At 40.7% G+C, this 15575-nt stretch carries 13 protein-coding genes; 2 read left to right on the forward strand and 11 right to left on the reverse strand.

The features are described from left to right. Positions 1 to 138: 138 nt before the first annotated feature. The 8 genes from tkt to OKW21_RS13240 form a co-directional block, all read right to left on the reverse strand. Positions 139 to 2142, reverse strand: coding sequence for a transketolase (gene tkt, locus OKW21_RS13205; protein ID WP_277480018.1), 2004 nt, complete (start codon positions 2140 to 2142; stop codon positions 139 to 141). A 113-nt stretch (positions 2143 to 2255) separates the two neighbouring features. Further along, on the reverse strand, positions 2256 to 4688 hold the full coding sequence (locus OKW21_RS13210; protein ID WP_277480019.1) for a glycoside hydrolase family 65 protein: 2433 nt from the start codon (positions 4686 to 4688) through the stop codon (positions 2256 to 2258). Next, positions 4681 to 5481 carry a trehalose-phosphatase gene (gene otsB, locus OKW21_RS13215; RefSeq protein WP_277480020.1) on the reverse strand — a complete coding sequence of 267 codons (801 nt, stop codon included), beginning with the start codon at positions 5479 to 5481 and terminating at the stop codon, positions 4681 to 4683. The genes OKW21_RS13210 and otsB overlap by 8 nt, the downstream gene beginning before the upstream one ends. Positions 5482 to 5490: 9 nt before the next feature. After that, positions 5491 to 6210, reverse strand: coding sequence for an HAD family hydrolase (locus OKW21_RS13220; protein ID WP_277480021.1), 720 nt, complete (start codon positions 6208 to 6210; stop codon positions 5491 to 5493). A gap of 66 nt (positions 6211 to 6276) precedes the next feature. Further along, positions 6277 to 6639, reverse strand: coding sequence for a hypothetical protein (locus tag OKW21_RS13225; RefSeq protein WP_277480022.1), 363 nt, complete (start codon positions 6637 to 6639; stop codon positions 6277 to 6279). Between the two features lie 261 nt (positions 6640 to 6900). Then, on the reverse strand, positions 6901 to 7428 hold the full coding sequence (locus tag OKW21_RS13230) for a YciE/YciF ferroxidase family protein (protein ID WP_277480023.1): 528 nt from the start codon (positions 7426 to 7428) through the stop codon (positions 6901 to 6903). 220 nt (positions 7429 to 7648) lie between these two features. Next, on the reverse strand, positions 7649 to 8380 hold the full coding sequence (locus OKW21_RS13235; protein ID WP_277480024.1) for a COG3650 family protein: 732 nt from the start codon (positions 8378 to 8380) through the stop codon (positions 7649 to 7651). A 77-nt stretch (positions 8381 to 8457) separates the two neighbouring features. Continuing rightward, positions 8458 to 9195 (reverse strand): glycerophosphodiester phosphodiesterase, encoded by a 738-nt coding sequence (locus OKW21_RS13240; RefSeq protein ID WP_277480026.1) that lies wholly within the window; start codon positions 9193 to 9195, stop codon positions 8458 to 8460. Positions 9196 to 9473: 278 nt separating this feature from the next. Between OKW21_RS13240 and OKW21_RS13245 the strand changes: the two genes are divergently transcribed. Then, on the forward strand, positions 9474 to 9809 hold the full coding sequence (locus tag OKW21_RS13245; protein WP_277480027.1) for a hypothetical protein: 336 nt from the start codon (positions 9474 to 9476) through the stop codon (positions 9807 to 9809). 37 nt (positions 9810 to 9846) lie between these two features. After that, positions 9847 to 12342 (forward strand): SF1B family DNA helicase RecD2, encoded by a 2496-nt coding sequence (gene recD2 / locus OKW21_RS13250; RefSeq protein WP_277480029.1) that lies wholly within the window; start codon positions 9847 to 9849, stop codon positions 12340 to 12342. On the opposite strand, the gene OKW21_RS13255 is transcribed toward recD2, so the two are convergent. The 3 genes from OKW21_RS13255 to OKW21_RS13265 all read right to left on the reverse strand — a co-directional run bounded on the left by OKW21_RS13255 (position 12334) and on the right by OKW21_RS13265 (position 15566). Continuing rightward, positions 12334 to 13824, reverse strand: a complete 1491-nt coding sequence (locus tag OKW21_RS13255) for a S10 family peptidase (RefSeq protein WP_277480030.1) — start codon at positions 13822 to 13824, stop codon at positions 12334 to 12336. The two genes, recD2 and OKW21_RS13255, sit on opposite strands and share 9 nt — an antisense overlap. A 149-nt stretch (positions 13825 to 13973) precedes the next feature. Next, positions 13974 to 14726, reverse strand: coding sequence for a hypothetical protein (locus OKW21_RS13260; protein ID WP_277480031.1), 753 nt, complete (start codon positions 14724 to 14726; stop codon positions 13974 to 13976). A gap of 486 nt (positions 14727 to 15212) precedes the next feature. Next, positions 15213 to 15566 carry a DoxX family protein gene (locus OKW21_RS13265; protein WP_277480032.1) on the reverse strand — a complete coding sequence of 118 codons (354 nt, stop codon included), beginning with the start codon at positions 15564 to 15566 and terminating at the stop codon, positions 15213 to 15215. Positions 15567 to 15575 lie beyond the last annotated feature (9 nt).

Below are 15575 nucleotides of genomic sequence, written 5' to 3' on the forward strand. Positions count from 1 at the left end.
TATAATTTTGTGTTTTCTTATATTTATGATATGTTTAACTGACAATAATAATAATTATTATTAAATATTTTCGTATAAATAAAATAAGCACACTAATAATAGTGTGCTTATTTTTATATAAAAAGTTTAAATTTCAATTTAAACGAGTGACTTGGCTTTATTCACAACATTATCTACAGTAAAGCCAAAAAATTCCATCAGCTCACCACCAGGCGCAGATTCACCAAAAGTATCCAATCCTATGGCTATTCCTTCGCCTCCAATATACTTCTGCCAGCCCAAAGTAGAACCTGCTTCAATTGAAACACGTTTTTTTACACTTGCAGGTAGCACACTTTCCTTATATGACTCATTTTGTGCATCAAAAAGTTCCCAACTTGGCATACTTACTACGCGTGCGGCTATGCCTTCTTGCGCTAACACTTTTTGCGCAACTACTGCTAGTTGAACTTCCGAGCCACTGGCGATCAAAATGATTTCAGGCTCTCCATCCGCTTCCTTCAAAATATATGCTCCTTGTTCTAATTCTTCAGCTTTGGCATATATTTCTCTATCTAAAGTGGGGAGCCCCTGACGGGTAAGCGCAAGGGCAACCGGACCATCATGATGATCTAATGCTACTCTCCATGCCTGAACAGTTTCATTTGCATCTCCTGGTCTGATCACAGTTACACCCGGAATTAATCGCATAGCCATCAGGTGCTCAACAGGTTGATGCGTAGTGCCGTCTTCACCTAAACCTATGCTATCGTGCGTAAACACCAGTATGCTGGGGAGCTTCATAATTGCTGCCAGCCTCAACGAAGGCTTCAGATAATCGGAGAAAATCAAGAACGTGGCTCCATAAGCTCTTACACCTTCTGTCAGATTCATGCCGTTTACTGCCGCTGTCATAGCGTGTTCTCTCACGCCAAAATGGAAGTTACGTGCAGCATAGTTTTCTTTAGCATATGACTCAGATGATGAAAGGTTTGTATTATTGGAAGGAGCAAGGTCAGCAGATCCTCCAATTAGCCAGGGACATTGTTCAGCGATAAAATTAAGCGCTTTGCCAGAAGCTTTACGTGTGGCCACTGCACCATCTTCTGGCTTGTATACTGGCAGCTTTTCGGCAATACCCTCAGGCAATTTACCATTTCTGGAGGCTTCCCATAGTACTGCTTTATCAGGATAGGATTTAGCGTAAGCATTCCACTGATCCTGCCATTCCTGATGCAGCTTCACTCCTTTTTCTTTCAACGCCTGGTATTGACTCCTTACTTCATCAGGCACATAAAAATACTTGTCGGTAGGCCATCCTAAAAACTTTTTGGAAGCTAAAACTTCTTCATCACCAAGTGGGGAACCGTGAGCCCCGGCGGTACCTACTTTGTTTGGACTGCCAAATGCAATCTGTGTACGAACCTTGATCAAACTAGGACGACTACTATCCGCTTTAGCTTCAGCAAGTGCTTTTTCAATCGCATCCAGGTCATTGCCATCTTTGACCTCCAAAACCTGCCACTGAAATGCTTCAAATCTTTTCTTTACATCTTCAGTAAAGGCAATAGCCGTATCCCCTTCAATGGAAATCTCATTATCATCATACATGAAGATCAGGTTTCCCAGTGCCATATGCCCGGCCATAGAAGCAGCTTCAGAAGAAATCCCTTCCATTAAGTCACCATCACTGCAAATCCCGTAGACATGATAATCAAAAGGATTAAATTCATCGGCTTTGTAAATCGCTGAGAGGTGTTGCTGAGCGATAGCCATACCTACAGCATGTGCGAAACCCTGACCCAATGGTCCGGTTGTGACTTCAACACCGGGTGTGAGGCCATACTCGGGGTGCCCCGGCGTGATTGAATGCATCTGACGAAAATTTTTCAGATCATCAATACTTACTTTATATCCTGCCAGGTGAAGAAGACTATACAATAACATACAGCCATGACCAGCGGAAAGTACGAAGCGGTCACGACCTACCCAATTTGGGTCCTCAGGGTTAAATCTTAGGAAACGGCTCCAAAGCACATGCGCCATAGGTGCGGCTCCCATAGGCATACCCGGATGTCCTGAATTAGCTTTCTGTACAGCATCCATGGACAGGGTACGGATGGTATTAATACTTAACTGGTCTAAAGTTTCTGTTTGGTTCATGATCGTTGATAAATGGTATCAATAACAAAATTGAGAGGCAATTAACAAAAAATCCCCAAGTGCATCAACGAAACTTATATCTACTTCTACTTTTAGATGAAGGGCTGGCAGAATCAATAAGTTACTGAAACTTCCTCTCCAATTTTAAGCTCGTATAAATGTTTGATATCTTTTATGCCTACTCTGATATGATCTGACCAGCCTTCTTCGTGTCGTAATGTGATCTCCAGCTTGCTAATATGCACATGAAGACACTGTCCACGGAAACGCAGCGACAAAGAAATTGTATCAATTTCATTCGGTAAAGAAGGATTGAGCCATAATACGCCCTTTTCGTCTACGTATGCACCAGTGTAGGCTCTCTGCACCATATCTACCGTACCTGCCATAGCACCTAAATGTATACCTTCAGCAGTGGTTCCTCCCTGGATATCTTCAAAATCACTACGTAGCGCTTCCTCAAAAAATTTCCAGGACATTTTACGATGCGCTCTTGCCATCACCCATGAATATACCAATCTGCTCAAACTTGACCCATGAGAAGTTCTTTTTTCGTAATAAATAATATTCTTCTTGATATTGATCGGGTCAAAAGGATAATTAAGCGTATCAAAAATTTCTTTTAGTTCAAATGATGTAAACAAGTAAAAGAGCATTAATACATCCGCCTGCTTGCTTACTTTATAACAATTAGGCGTATCACCTTCACTCTCCAGGATACGGTCCAGCCTTTGGATATTACCATATTTTTCCTTGTACGCCTGCCAATCCAGTTCTTTCAATTGAGCGTAACCCTCAAACTGTTCAATGATTCCATCTTCAATAAAGGGGATGAACATTTGCTCAGAAATCTCCTTCCACCTCTCCAGAGTATCAATTGTGATTCCCAGTTTTTTGTCAAGATTCTTAACTACAAATTCAGGGAGCCGTTCATGCATCTTCAGCGATTGTCTCATGACCCAGGCCACCATGATATTGGTATAAGCGTTGTTATTTAAGCCGGGCTCATCAGAATCCGGATACGAAGTATGGTATTCATCCGGCCCAACTACATTACGTATTTCATATCTTTTTTTCTCTTCACTGTAATTGGTGATGCTAGCAAGAAATAAAGTAATGGAAAACATCATTTCAGCCCCATAATCTTCAAGAAAGATCCGGTCATTAGTAATTTTATAATAACTCCAGATATTAAAAGCAATGGCAACATTGACATGGCGTTGCAGATGTGTATTGTCAGGTATCCAGCGGCCCGACTCCGGATTGAGGTGGATTTCCTGGGCATTCTCCTCTCCATTGCTTCCGCTCTGCCAGGGAAACATAGCTCCCTGATGACCATCTGATTGTGCTGATCGTCTTGCTTCTCCCATACGGTAAAAGCGATACTTCAGCATATTTTGGGTGATAGAGGGCTTCATGTAATTGATGACGGGAAAAATATACAGCTCATCCCACATCAGGTTACCACGATAAGCCTCTCCATGTATTCCTCGGGAAGGCACACTAACATCTAAGTCCATGGTATTGGGTGATGCTACCTGTAGCAAATGAAAAATATGTAGTCTCAGTAAGACCTGTACGTTGTCTTTCCCTTTTACCTGAATATCGCAACGGTTCCAGATCGTTTCCCAGGCCAGGTAATGGCTATCCATTAATTCCTGTATGGAAGGGGCAGACTTAACCTTTTTTTGTGCATCTTCTACAATATTACCAACCCCTGCATCTTTACTGGTATACATGGCAAGCACTTTACTGACATGTACTACCTCCCCTTTTTGGACACTAGCCTTATAATGATGGGTTAATAAATGATCGTGACTAATAACTTTGCTGTCAAAGGCTGGGTCTTCATTATTGATTGAAACATCGGTGAGAACCGCCTGAGACACATATACTTCGGTATTATTTGTCTTGGAATACATAAATAGCCCCTCTTCCTCTTCATCCTCAAATACGCCAGACTCAACTATCTTAAGGTGATCCCCATTGAGGTCATCATAGCGAGGCACTCCTTTATTTTTTACATTACCATCAATACCTGAAACGATAGTGATTTCACCACTCCAGTTTAGAGGAGTCAATTCCCATTTGAGAGCCGCTAGATGACAATCATCCATGGAAACAATTCTTATACTCTTCAGCTTGGTTTCTCTACCTTTTTCGTCTCTGAAAGTAAGCTCATTAATGAGTTGTCCTCTTTTCAAATCCAGGACCTGACGAAAATCCAGGATATCTACCTGGTCAATTTGAAATGCACTACCATCCTCATGGTGAAAGCTCAGGTATAACCAGTTTGGCCAGTTAACGATTGACTCATTTTCAATCTCCTTATCAGCGACTCTGGATTTTAGCTTGTTAAACACTCCGGCGATATAGGTGCCCGGATAATGTGCGTTATGCTTGAAATCATAGGAAGCCTCAGCAAACTCAAAAGCGCCTCTGCTGGCAAAATATCCATTGCCTAAAGTGCAGAGAGACTCTCTCAGATGTTGTTCTTCTGGTTTATATTGTTGATAGATGATTTGCCAATCATTAAGTTCAGACATAAGATAGAATTTGTTTAATAAATTCAGCTACTTGCTTTTGATCATTCAGCCCGTATTGTGCATGGGTTTTCTGCTCGTGGTCTTCTATCATCACACTCACTCCAATATCTCTAAGTTCTTTAAACGCATCTTCATCCGTTGTATCATCTCCCAGATAAATAGGTAAGCACTTTTCAGCGCTCATATCCAGTTCATCCATGATCCACAACACAGCTTTACCTTTGTTCCAATTAACGGCGGGCTTGATTTCAATAATGCTTTTCCCTTTATCCCACTTTAAATTTTCACTCTGACTTATTTTTTCTTTTACCTTATCTTCTACCTCGTTTACAAGCGCTGATGAAGCACCCCGATGATGTACTGCTATAGCAAACTTCTTCTTTTCTATCTTCACAAATTCCTCATCTTTAAACAGTTCCTTCAAGCTATTTGATACAGACTCTAATTCTGGCAATATTTCGTCTGCTTCTGGATATTGGTGATTCAGATCGTCAGGGCCGGCAATATCAAACCCATGGCTACCGGCATAATAAAGGTTAGCGAGATTGACTTTATTTTCTATATCCAGGCGATCTCTGCCACTCACAATCGCTACTTTATAAGTGTCGGCAAGCTTTTGTAAGAGTACACGGTTTTCATCAGTCAAGGCAGCTTTTTCAGGCTTATCAACGATAGGCGCAAGCGTACCATCAAAATCAAAGAAAAAAAGAAATGGTCGTTCACCTTTTTTGTTCATAATTGTATCTACATGATCTAATGCAGAAGGAAGTTCATGTGGTTCTTGTAAATTCATCTGTTTAGTTTATGGCAAATCATTTAAACTGTTAATGACTAGATCGGCACCGACTTCGTGCATTTCCGAAGCATGATTATTTCGGTTAACGCCTATCACACAGGCGAAACCTCCTCTTTTAGCAGCATCTACACCTGCAATGGCATCCTCAAAAACAACCGCATCTTTGGGATCAACATGAAGTCGGCGGGTAGCTTCGATAAAAATATCAGGATCAGGCTTTCCTTTTAAAGATTGCCTTTTGGCGTCTGTACCATCTACAATGGTATCAAAGATATCAATGAGGCCAGCACGTTCCAAAACAGGACGGCAGTTTTTACTTGATGATACAACAGCCAGCTTTTTACCCTCCTTTTTCCATTTATTGATATAGCTCACAGTATCATCATACACTTCAGCGCCATGGGTTTCCAGTAAAGCAAGAAAACGCTCATTTTTTCTTTTACCCAGCCCATAGACCGTTTTAGCCTGCGTATCATCTTCTTCAGTACCTTCATTTAACTCAATATCACGTGATGCCAGGAAACTGCGAACTCCATCATACCTGGGTTTACCATCAACATACGTAATATAATCACTTTCACTGAACTGATCTTGCTGGGGAAATTCCGACAGAAAGTCATCAAACATTTTTTTCCATGCTTCCTGATGCAATTTCATGGTATGTGTAATGATACCATCTAAATCTAAAATAATAGCTTTACTTTGCTGAATTTTAGTATTTTTCATGGGTGGAGGTAGCCTTTAATATCTGTTTTACCAAGTCAATTTTTTACAAAAAAATGAAAGGAACATTCATACCTGACTTAGCCACACTCTTGCATCCTCTTTATCGTTAAAAACTTTAAAGTGAGCTTGGTCAAGCTGCCCCATTTCTTTTATACGATCAATATCTTCTATTCTTTTCCCAGCTGTATAAACTGCAAGTCTGCTAATATCAAGATGTATAGCTTTGTTCCCATCTAATATTACTTCCTTCACCTGACTAAGATCATAGAGTTCAGGAAGAGGATCATGCGTAAGCATAAATGCTTTCCTTTCCATATCTACCTGATTTAATACAGTCTGGTTTAAGGTAATATCAGGATGAAAATTGATTTCCAATACTTCCTTCAGTATGAGAAAATTAGCGTACGTACCATTGCTACTTCTATTCATAATCTCTGTCAGTCTAGTACTAGCTGTTAACTGTTAAAAAAACCGATTAGGATACAGTCAATTTTTTATTAAATGCATATGTATAAATCATCAGTTTAAAAAATTTACTATAGTAACAAGCCAAAGCTTAGCATGTTTTAAAACGCTTTCATCTAAGAGAGTAGTAGAGATATTTTCGCTTTGAAGCAAAAAAAAAAGAGACTATTTATCAATAGCCCCTTTCATAAACATACCAAACAATTGGTATTATTCCCTTACTGCTTAGTGATTGACACCAGCGGTTTTTGCTTTTTCATTTATCCCCTCCTTAGCTAAACGATTTAACTTATCATCAGCCATTTTTTCTTCTTCTTCAATTTGACTGATGATTTCGGATACTTCAGTCAAGCCTAACTGGCGCGCAAAATTATTGGCTGTTCCATAGCCAGCAATTTCATAATGCTCAACACGCTGGGCAGCACCAATCAGTCCCGCATCTTTTATTTCAGGAGTAGATTTTGATTTAATGATCTCTTGGCCTTCTTTGATCAAGCCTGCCATAGCTTCACATTTTTCACCCTTCATATCTATTTCAAGCATGCTACCTATTTTGTCCAGTCTTTCTCGTTGAGCTCTGGTTTCGTTAAGATGATCTTGAAATGCTTGTTTAAGTTGAGGGTCACTTGCAGCTTCGGCCATTTTCGGTAATGCCTCAATCAACTGCGTTTCTCCACTATACAGGTCTCTTAGCTCATAGTGAAGTAGATCTTTAAGATTTAAAAGTTTTTCTGAATTACTGAAAATTCCCATAACAAAAAATATTTAAGTTAAAAAAAAATCTCTGATCAAGGTATAAAAAACCTCTACCAAGACAGTGCTAAATGTCGTAGTAAAAATTGGAAATATTGAATATAAATACTGCTAAAATATATAGTCTATTTTACTCATTTTATCCGAGTCACACAAAATTTTACCCCAGCATAAGGTTACGTCCGGCATGCGTGATGCCCTGAGTGGGTAATGCAGTAACTTACATTTCTCCAGGCTGATGATCTCTGCTTTCTAACTCTCCACAGCCCTCAAACTCACCCAAATGGTTTTGTACATTGACACGCATTCTGTACCGGATACCCGACATACTGTCCATGCAGTCATTTTCTGAAATATGAGCAGTCAACTCATGTCCATCCTGCGATGTTTTGTATACCCATGCACTATTTTCCCACTTTGGCTTTACATAAGGGTAAGCCAACTCCTCATGTTCAAAATGATTAAAAATGATGCTATCGGAGGAAATTGTGAGCGACCAAAAAGGCTCACTTCCACGAAAAGTAAAAGTTTTGCTTTGAGGCAACTGACACGCATTTTGCCCCTCGTATAAAGCTACTTCTATAACTTTAGTTACTGTAATTAATGGCCTGGCTGCTGCTGAAGCACGCTGAGCAGATTGATCTGCTGATCCATTGATGCGAACAAACATTGCTTCCCCGGAACGCAACCCCAGGCTATCAAAGGCGGCAGATAGTCTATTTTCACTCGTCTCTACTGCATAAACCTGCCAGGAACTACAATCTTTGAACTCGTTATAGTTATTCCTTTCACGATATATACCTATAAAATCAGCTTCTACTCTAGTGCCAGATGTATCTGGGCTGTGCATATCAGTAGTTTCTGAATGCTGAGAAGCCTGCTGATTTCCCTGGCAGCTGACCAAGGCGAATAGCAGAAAAAATGTGACTGTTAATAGGTTAAAAAAATGCATGATCTCTTTTTTGTTAAAACAAACAAGTTACCATCTACACTTTTTAATTCGTATAATCATAAAATGTTAGGTGAAAATTAATATTCCTTTTTTATCATATCCAGCAATTGCTGAGGCTGGTCGGTTGTAATAAAATCAAAGCCTTGCTCCAACAACCACTGCATAACTTTCTTATCGTTTACGGTCCATGAATTTAAGGTAAGTCCTAAATCCTGTGCTTCTTTTATCCATTCAGGATTTTGTTGAAACACCTTAAAATGGTAGTCTAATCCCCAGAAACCAGCGTCTTTGGCCTGCTGAGGGTTCAAGTCTCCACTCAGATATGCCACCCTGGCATTTCCATCCATTTCCACAATTTTTTTGCAGGCATCCAGGTCAAATGAAATGTAATCTACCCACGCTTCAGCCCCCAGCTCTTGAACCAGTTCAACCGATTTTTCAGTCAGCTCCAAAGTTCTTTCCTTACTTACCTCTGAACTTTTGATCTCAAAAATCAACTTCGTTTTATTTTGCTTCATCCCTTCACGGAGATAATCCTCTACCCTGGGCAAAGCTTCACCATTGGGCAACTTTATACCAAGCAAATCGCTATAGGTATTTTCTTCTATAGCCATGCTTTCAAGTTCAGCATCGTGATTGGCTACTAGTACACCATCGGCAGTCATCCAGACATCAAACTCACTACCTTCGCAACCTAATGCAATTGCTTTTTGCAATGAGGCTATAGAGTTTTGGGGGAGTTTATTGGCTTTCCAGGCGCCCCGATGGGCAATCACCTTATTCTGAAGAAATTGAGCATGTATGGAATTACTCATGAATACCAAACTAAAGGTTAAGATAAATATCAGGCTACTTTTCATTTCTATGATTGATGTAAATTTCTACAAAGTATTTCAGAAAATATCTTCATAAAGCTAGTGTATAGCAGTGCGATCTACAACCACTTTGTTTTAAGAAAGTGTTAAGCCCTTATATTCGCTTTAGCGCTCAGCCTTAGTGTTCGCAATCATTTCCACATTATTTACGTTTAAAATTATTCTCAATTTAAGTATCTTACACCTTGGCAAGCATAATAGAAAATGAATTTGTTTGTATGAATAAGTCAGAGAAGAAACTGTACAATCATTTGTATTACCGCAGAAAAAAAGAACAGATAGATAGAGAAAGAGATGCAGGTAATATCTCTAAAGCCATTCTCAACCTGGAAGCTATTCAAAATGAGGTTACCAGCAGACATTTACAGGCGCCTTCGGAATACAGCAAGATGATACTGGAAAATCTGGAACGCCCCATTAAGGTGCTCCGGCAATACAAAAATTTAAAAGATCAGTTTGACAGGCGCATAGAATATATTTTAGGTCTTGTAAAATCTGCGATTATTTTCAGTGAACAGGAGCAAAAACAAAAAGACGAAGATGATGAGCTGTAAAGCATAAAGAATTTTCAGTCTTTGAGTCAAAAACAGCATGAACTTACAAAAAACATTTAGCCCTAACCCTAATCTTGAAAAGCTCTCCGGGATCGTAAAGCGGGTAACTTTTCATAGCCCTGAGACCGGCTGGTCAGTTCTAAAAATCAACTCATTTGAACGTCCTAATGAGGATATTGCCGTTACAGTACATCAATCTAAAGTTTTTGCCGGGGCTACCATGAATTTTTTTGGCATCTGGGTAAATCATCCAACTTACGGAAGGCAATTTAAGGCAGAACGTGTTGAAGAAAGAAAACCAGCTACTGCACACGCACTTGAAAAGTACCTCGGCTCCGGACTTATCAAAGGAGTGGGGCCAAAGACTGCCAAACAAATTGTCAAATACTTTGGAAAAGATACCCTGGATGTATTTGAAAAGAAGATAGACCGCCTCACGGAAGTGCCCGGTATTGCCAAAAAAAAGCTGGCCTCCATCCAAACCGCCTGGACTGAACATCAGGAGATTCGTGAAGTAATGATGTTCTTACAGTCTCATGGCATCAGCACATTGTTTGCCGTCAAAATTTACAAAACCTACGGACAACAGGCTATTTCAGTGGTTCAGGAAAATCCTTATCGCCTGGCTCACGATATTTTTGGTATCGGGTTTATGAGTGCCGACCGGGTGGCGCTTAGCCTGGGCCTGGCCAAAGATTCATCCGCACGCGTACAGGCCGGTATAGGTCATATATTACATAATGCACGTGAAGAAGGCCATTGTTATTTGCTGTCTGACCAGATTGTAGAGCAAACCACTGACTTGCTGGGGCTGGATAGCACACAAAGGGTCACGGATGAGTTGCAGCTCATGGAAAAAGATGATGAACTCAAGATCAGGAACTTACCTGGTCCGGAGGGCATACAAACTGCGTATTACGCTCACTCCCTATATTTTGACGAAAATTATCTGGCCAAGAAAAGTTTGATTATGGCCAATGAGCAGGTAGAAGTTGACCCACAAAAAGTCAGGCAATGGATCACTAAATATTGCGAATACCACGAAATTCAGTTAAGTGAAGAGCAGGAGGCTAGTGTTCAGCTAGTCATCAGCCGAGGTTTATGCATTTTAACCGGTGGGCCTGGTTGCGGAAAAACCACGACCACCAAAGTCATTGTAGCATTGCTCAAAGCTATGCGCAAAGAGGTATTGCTTGCTGCCCCTACCGGCAGAGCGGCCCAGCGAATGAGCGAAGTGATCGGTCAGGAAGCAAAAACTATTCACCGCCTGCTGGAGTGGGAACCCATGAAAGGAGGCTTTAAGAGAAATGAAGAAACACCCCTGGACTGTGATTTTATCATCGTAGACGAATCCTCCATGCTGGATGTTCACCTGGCGGCCTCTTTGTTCAGAGCGGTACCCCAGCGAGCCCAGCTGCTACTCATTGGTGATGCTGATCAGTTACCCTCAGTGGGTGCAGGTAATGTGTTTAAAGACCTGATAGAGTCCGACAAAATAATCTGTGCACGTTTGACCAGGGTGTTTCGTCAGGCTGCCAAGTCAAAAATCATTCAATATGCGCATCAGATAAATCAGGGACAGGTTCCAAAAATCGCTACCCCTTTTCAGTACCCAGACCTCTGGAAAAGAGGAGAAGATTGTCTTTTTATAGATTCAGAAGAAGCTACCAAAGAACAACTACGCTTCATTCAGAAAGTAAAAAAATATGCTGATCGGGATGTAGAAGAAAACAGGGTAGCCGCTGAGCCCGAGGCTGGATATGAGTTGTACAAAGACAACCTCCAGATTCCGGAAAAATTCGCACACGTTGACATAGATAAGCTCCTCTCCGCCAATACCCATACCCATGAGCTAAAAGAAGTACTGCGAAGGGTAAACCCCTGGTCATCCTTGCATTGGGGCTTCTCCGCGGTAGACATGGTAGAAAAACTTTATCAGGAGATCATCCCCAGATACTTTGGCAAAGAAGTGGAAATACAGGTCCTAAGTCCGATGAGTAAAGGAAGCCTGGGTACGCATCATCTCAACGAAATGATACAAAAAGCTGTCAATCCCGAGCGGGCGGATAAGGCACAATTAGACTTCGCGGGAAGGACATTCAGAGTCAATGACCGGGTAATACAGCGGAAGAACAACTATGACCTTAATGTATTTAATGGAGACATCGGTAAAATTCTACAGATTGACAATGAGGAAATGAGCTGTACTGTCCTCTTTGGCTCGGGTGATGACGAAAAAGAAGTGATTTATGAAAAAGCACATCTTACGGAGTTGGACCATGCTTATGCCATCACCATCCATAAATCTCAGGGAAGTGAGTTTGCGGTAGTTATTATCCCTCTGCTCACGCAACACTATAATATGCTTTTCAGAAACCTGATCTATACAGGTCTTACAAGAGCTAAGAAAGTAGCGGTGTTTGTTGGAAGTCGCAGAGCATTAAGAAGAGCTGTTTCGCAACGCAATTCTTCTCAGCGCCAAACAGCTCTCCAGTGGCTTATCAAAGAAGGTGAAAGCGAAAATTTATTCTGATTTATACATCGCCGGCTCACCTTTACCAGGTAACGTTCTAAGGATAAACTCCCTTATGTCTTCATTCGCAGATTGCAAATCTTCTTTTCTCAGATACATCATATGACCGCTACGATAGCCTTTGAAGCTTAGTCGGTCCTGTAACCTTCCGCTGGGGTCAAGATGCCACATCGTGTATTTAGCATTAAAATAAGTGGTAGCTCCATCAAAATAGCCGGATTGAATCATTACATTGAGATAGGGATTTTGAGCCATCGCCTGCCTAAGATTTTCACCGGTCTGATCATTACTCCTATCCCAGGGATGCACTGGCCCAAACATATTGTATTTAATGTCTGTGATATAATTTAGCTCATTTCTAAAGTAGTAATTGATTGGGGGAGTAAATGAATGCAACCACGAAGTCAATTCAGCATTATAGTCAGGCTTTTCCCCTAGTAACTGGCGGTCGATGCCGAGGTAACGAGAGTCTAACCTTCCAACAGTATAACCTCCATTGTCTCTCAATAATGCTTTCCAAAAGTATGAGGTGGGTACATCCAGATTCTGCTGTAGTATCTCTTTTTCCGTAAGCCCTGAATATTCTGACATTTTCGCAGCCATCTCCTGCCGGCGATCTTCAGCGATAAATCCCCCTTTTGCCAGGGCAGGAAGCAGCTCATTGATGGTAAAAGCTTCCACCTCAGGAAGTAGCTCATCCAGGTCTTTTTGCTGATGCTCAGCGGCTAAGGCTTTCTGGTACCAGGCAGCGGCAGCAAAATAAGGCAGGCGGTTGGCTGCATCCACTGGGCCGTCTCGCTCAATTCCCAAACCTGTAGGTGAAACCAATATCACTCCATTCAGGTACATCCACTGAGCGTTTTGCAGTTCTAAAGCCAGACCGGAAACCCGGGTAGTACCGTAACTTTCGCCTATAAGATATTTAGGTGAGGTCCAACGATTTTTGCGTGTTACAAAAGTATTCAGCCATTCCCCCAGATATGCGATGTCAGCATTCACGCCAAAAAAAGTTTCTCTATCTTCTTCTTCATCCAATATTCTGGAGTAGCCGGTATTTACTGGATTCACGTATACGATATCGGCAACATCTAAGATTGAATAAGGATTTTCTTTAATTCCGTAAGGCTGTACAGGATAGCCTTCATCGTCAATAGCTAATATCCTAGGGCCGGTATAAGCGATATGCATCCATACGGAGGCTGAGCCCGGTCCACCGTTGAAAGAAATAACCAGCGGACGCGCATTACGATTTTTTACTCCCTGTCTTTCGTAATAGGTATAAAATAATGCGGCAATGGGTTCTCCATCTTCATTCCAGACCGGCTGCGTACCTGTAGTAGCAGTATATGAAAAACGCTCTCCTTTCACGCTCACTTCATGGGAAGTAGTGACGGTAGAGTCAGCAGCTAAGGCTCGTTTCTGGGCAATGGCATGGCAAGTGATGAATAACATCAGCCATAGTGCAGCTAATATTCGCTTCATATAATATAGGTTAGAGGTAAATGCGCGTAAAAAATTTAGAAATAGAGCAAACGCTCAATTACTAAAAATGCGAAGATACGTATTGAGAAATATGAAGCCAATTTAGCCTTAAAAAAGAAAGTGCCAGGATTACTTCACTAAGTGAAGTATTAAACTTTGTAAATCATTACTGGTATGTCCAGTGTTTTAAGGAGTTCTACAGATGGGCCATAGAAAGATTTCATTAAGCCAAAAAACTTATCTTTTACCATGATTACCAGTAAGTCAGGCTTAGTGATTTTTTTACGCTGATGAGGGTAAATGCGGAGTTCAGCTTTGTCAGTACTGGCCGCTCTCTTTTTATCGGAGTTCAGGTTTTCAAAGAGCTGAGCATTCAGATCTCCAATGTCGAGGATTTCAAAGGTGGAAGAAAAAATATTTGCTATTTGAAAAGCATACTTTGAGGCATAGTCCGCTGTTTTATCATTTAGATCGGCAGTGATAAGCATATGTTCAATATTTTTATATTGAACCTCTTTAGGTAATAAAATAAGCGGGCAGTGTATTCTGTCTATAAATGCGTACAAATCATGAACCTGCGCCTTGTCCATCAGAAATAAGTCAGGCAAATAGGCGGTCAGAGTTTCATCGGCATTATCACATATATCCGTCTCACATGAAACTAAGCGATAGCTTACATTGGCCTGATCAAGGTAAGCTTCTTTTACAAACTGAAAAGCATTCTTTATATGATTCTCTTCCTGATTAGCGGAAATACTCATCACACTGTTTTCCGCTGGATAACATAAACCAATGGTTAGTTTAGCTTTCAGCTTTTCGGTGAGCTTAAGCGCATACTGAAGTACATTGTCAGAATTACAATTTGCTTCTTTTGCCAGAACAACATTTCTTATCGTTTCCATGATTAATAGATATTGTACATTAATAATATAGTCTATTTAGCATGGAGAAACAATGATATTTGTCATATCCCATGTAATTCTATATGCCATTATACTGATTCCTTTACAAATATATCTCCTTTTCACCAATAAATTTATAGATAAGGATGCCCTTTTAACTAGTAATTAATGCATAGTAAAATTGGCAGCTATAAATTGTGCAAAACCCATTTGTTAGATAGAAATCCCCTTCCCTTTTTTTCCTTAAGTTATCCTCACCAATAATGCAGTCGCAAGTTTAATCTCTCAGTCAACTGGAGGAAATTCCACTTAATAAAGAGTAGAACTGAGTACGTCAGATAGCGGGCATCATCTTGCCTATTGCCTCGTACCCCAAGCTGCTAAGCCCAATGACGTAATCATCAGTTCAGCCATACAAGCACGGAGAAATAGTTTGATTACTAATTCGGTGATCCAATTCAATATTGCTTATATATACCATCTGATTCAGGTATAAAGATAAGCCCAATATATGAGTAGAAATTGCAGAGGTAAGCGAATCAGGGTTAACCATACCCCTTTTCCCTTCCTTCTGCTGCGTTGAAAATGATGAATGTTAGCGGGAAATATGGCAATCAACAAAATGATGATTCCCCAGGCTGCCAATGGTCTATAGGTTGATGACAACAGTACAAAACCCAGAAACACCTCAGCAACGCCTACAAATAAATTTACCATGATTGGGTATGGAACCCACTTGGGCATGATTTTCAGGTAAAGCTCAGGCATAATAAAATGATTGATCCCTGCCAGTATATAGAGGCCTGACATCATATACAAACTGATATGCACCAATTCCATAATTATAAA

This window comes from Catalinimonas alkaloidigena (assembly GCF_029504655.1).
Classification (GTDB): Bacteria; Bacteroidota; Bacteroidia; order Cytophagales; family Cyclobacteriaceae; genus Catalinimonas; species Catalinimonas alkaloidigena.

Coding starts and splice junctions, on each gene's coding strand:
- tkt (WP_277480018.1), bottom strand. CDS start 2,142: ATGAACCAAACAGAAACTTTAGACCAGTTAAGTATTAATACCATCCGT.
- OKW21_RS13210 (WP_277480019.1), bottom strand. CDS start 4,688: ATGTCTGAACTTAATGATTGGCAAATCATCTATCAACAATATAAACCA.
- otsB (WP_277480020.1), bottom strand. CDS start 5,481: ATGAATTTACAAGAACCACATGAACTTCCTTCTGCATTAGATCATGTA.
- OKW21_RS13220 (WP_277480021.1), bottom strand. CDS start 6,210: ATGAAAAATACTAAAATTCAGCAAAGTAAAGCTATTATTTTAGATTTA.
- OKW21_RS13225 (WP_277480022.1), bottom strand. CDS start 6,639: ATGAATAGAAGTAGCAATGGTACGTACGCTAATTTTCTCATACTGAAG.
- OKW21_RS13230 (WP_277480023.1), bottom strand. CDS start 7,428: ATGGGAATTTTCAGTAATTCAGAAAAACTTTTAAATCTTAAAGATCTA.
- OKW21_RS13235 (WP_277480024.1), bottom strand. CDS start 8,380: ATGCATTTTTTTAACCTATTAACAGTCACATTTTTTCTGCTATTCGCC.
- OKW21_RS13240 (WP_277480026.1), bottom strand. CDS start 9,195: ATGAGTAATTCCATACATGCTCAATTTCTTCAGAATAAGGTGATTGCC.
- OKW21_RS13245 (WP_277480027.1), top strand. CDS start 9,474: ATGAATAAGTCAGAGAAGAAACTGTACAATCATTTGTATTACCGCAGA.
- recD2 (WP_277480029.1), top strand. CDS start 9,847: ATGAACTTACAAAAAACATTTAGCCCTAACCCTAATCTTGAAAAGCTC.
- OKW21_RS13255 (WP_277480030.1), bottom strand. CDS start 13,824: ATGAAGCGAATATTAGCTGCACTATGGCTGATGTTATTCATCACTTGC.
- OKW21_RS13260 (WP_277480031.1), bottom strand. CDS start 14,726: ATGGAAACGATAAGAAATGTTGTTCTGGCAAAAGAAGCAAATTGTAAT.
- OKW21_RS13265 (WP_277480032.1), bottom strand. CDS start 15,566: ATGGAATTGGTGCATATCAGTTTGTATATGATGTCAGGCCTCTATATA.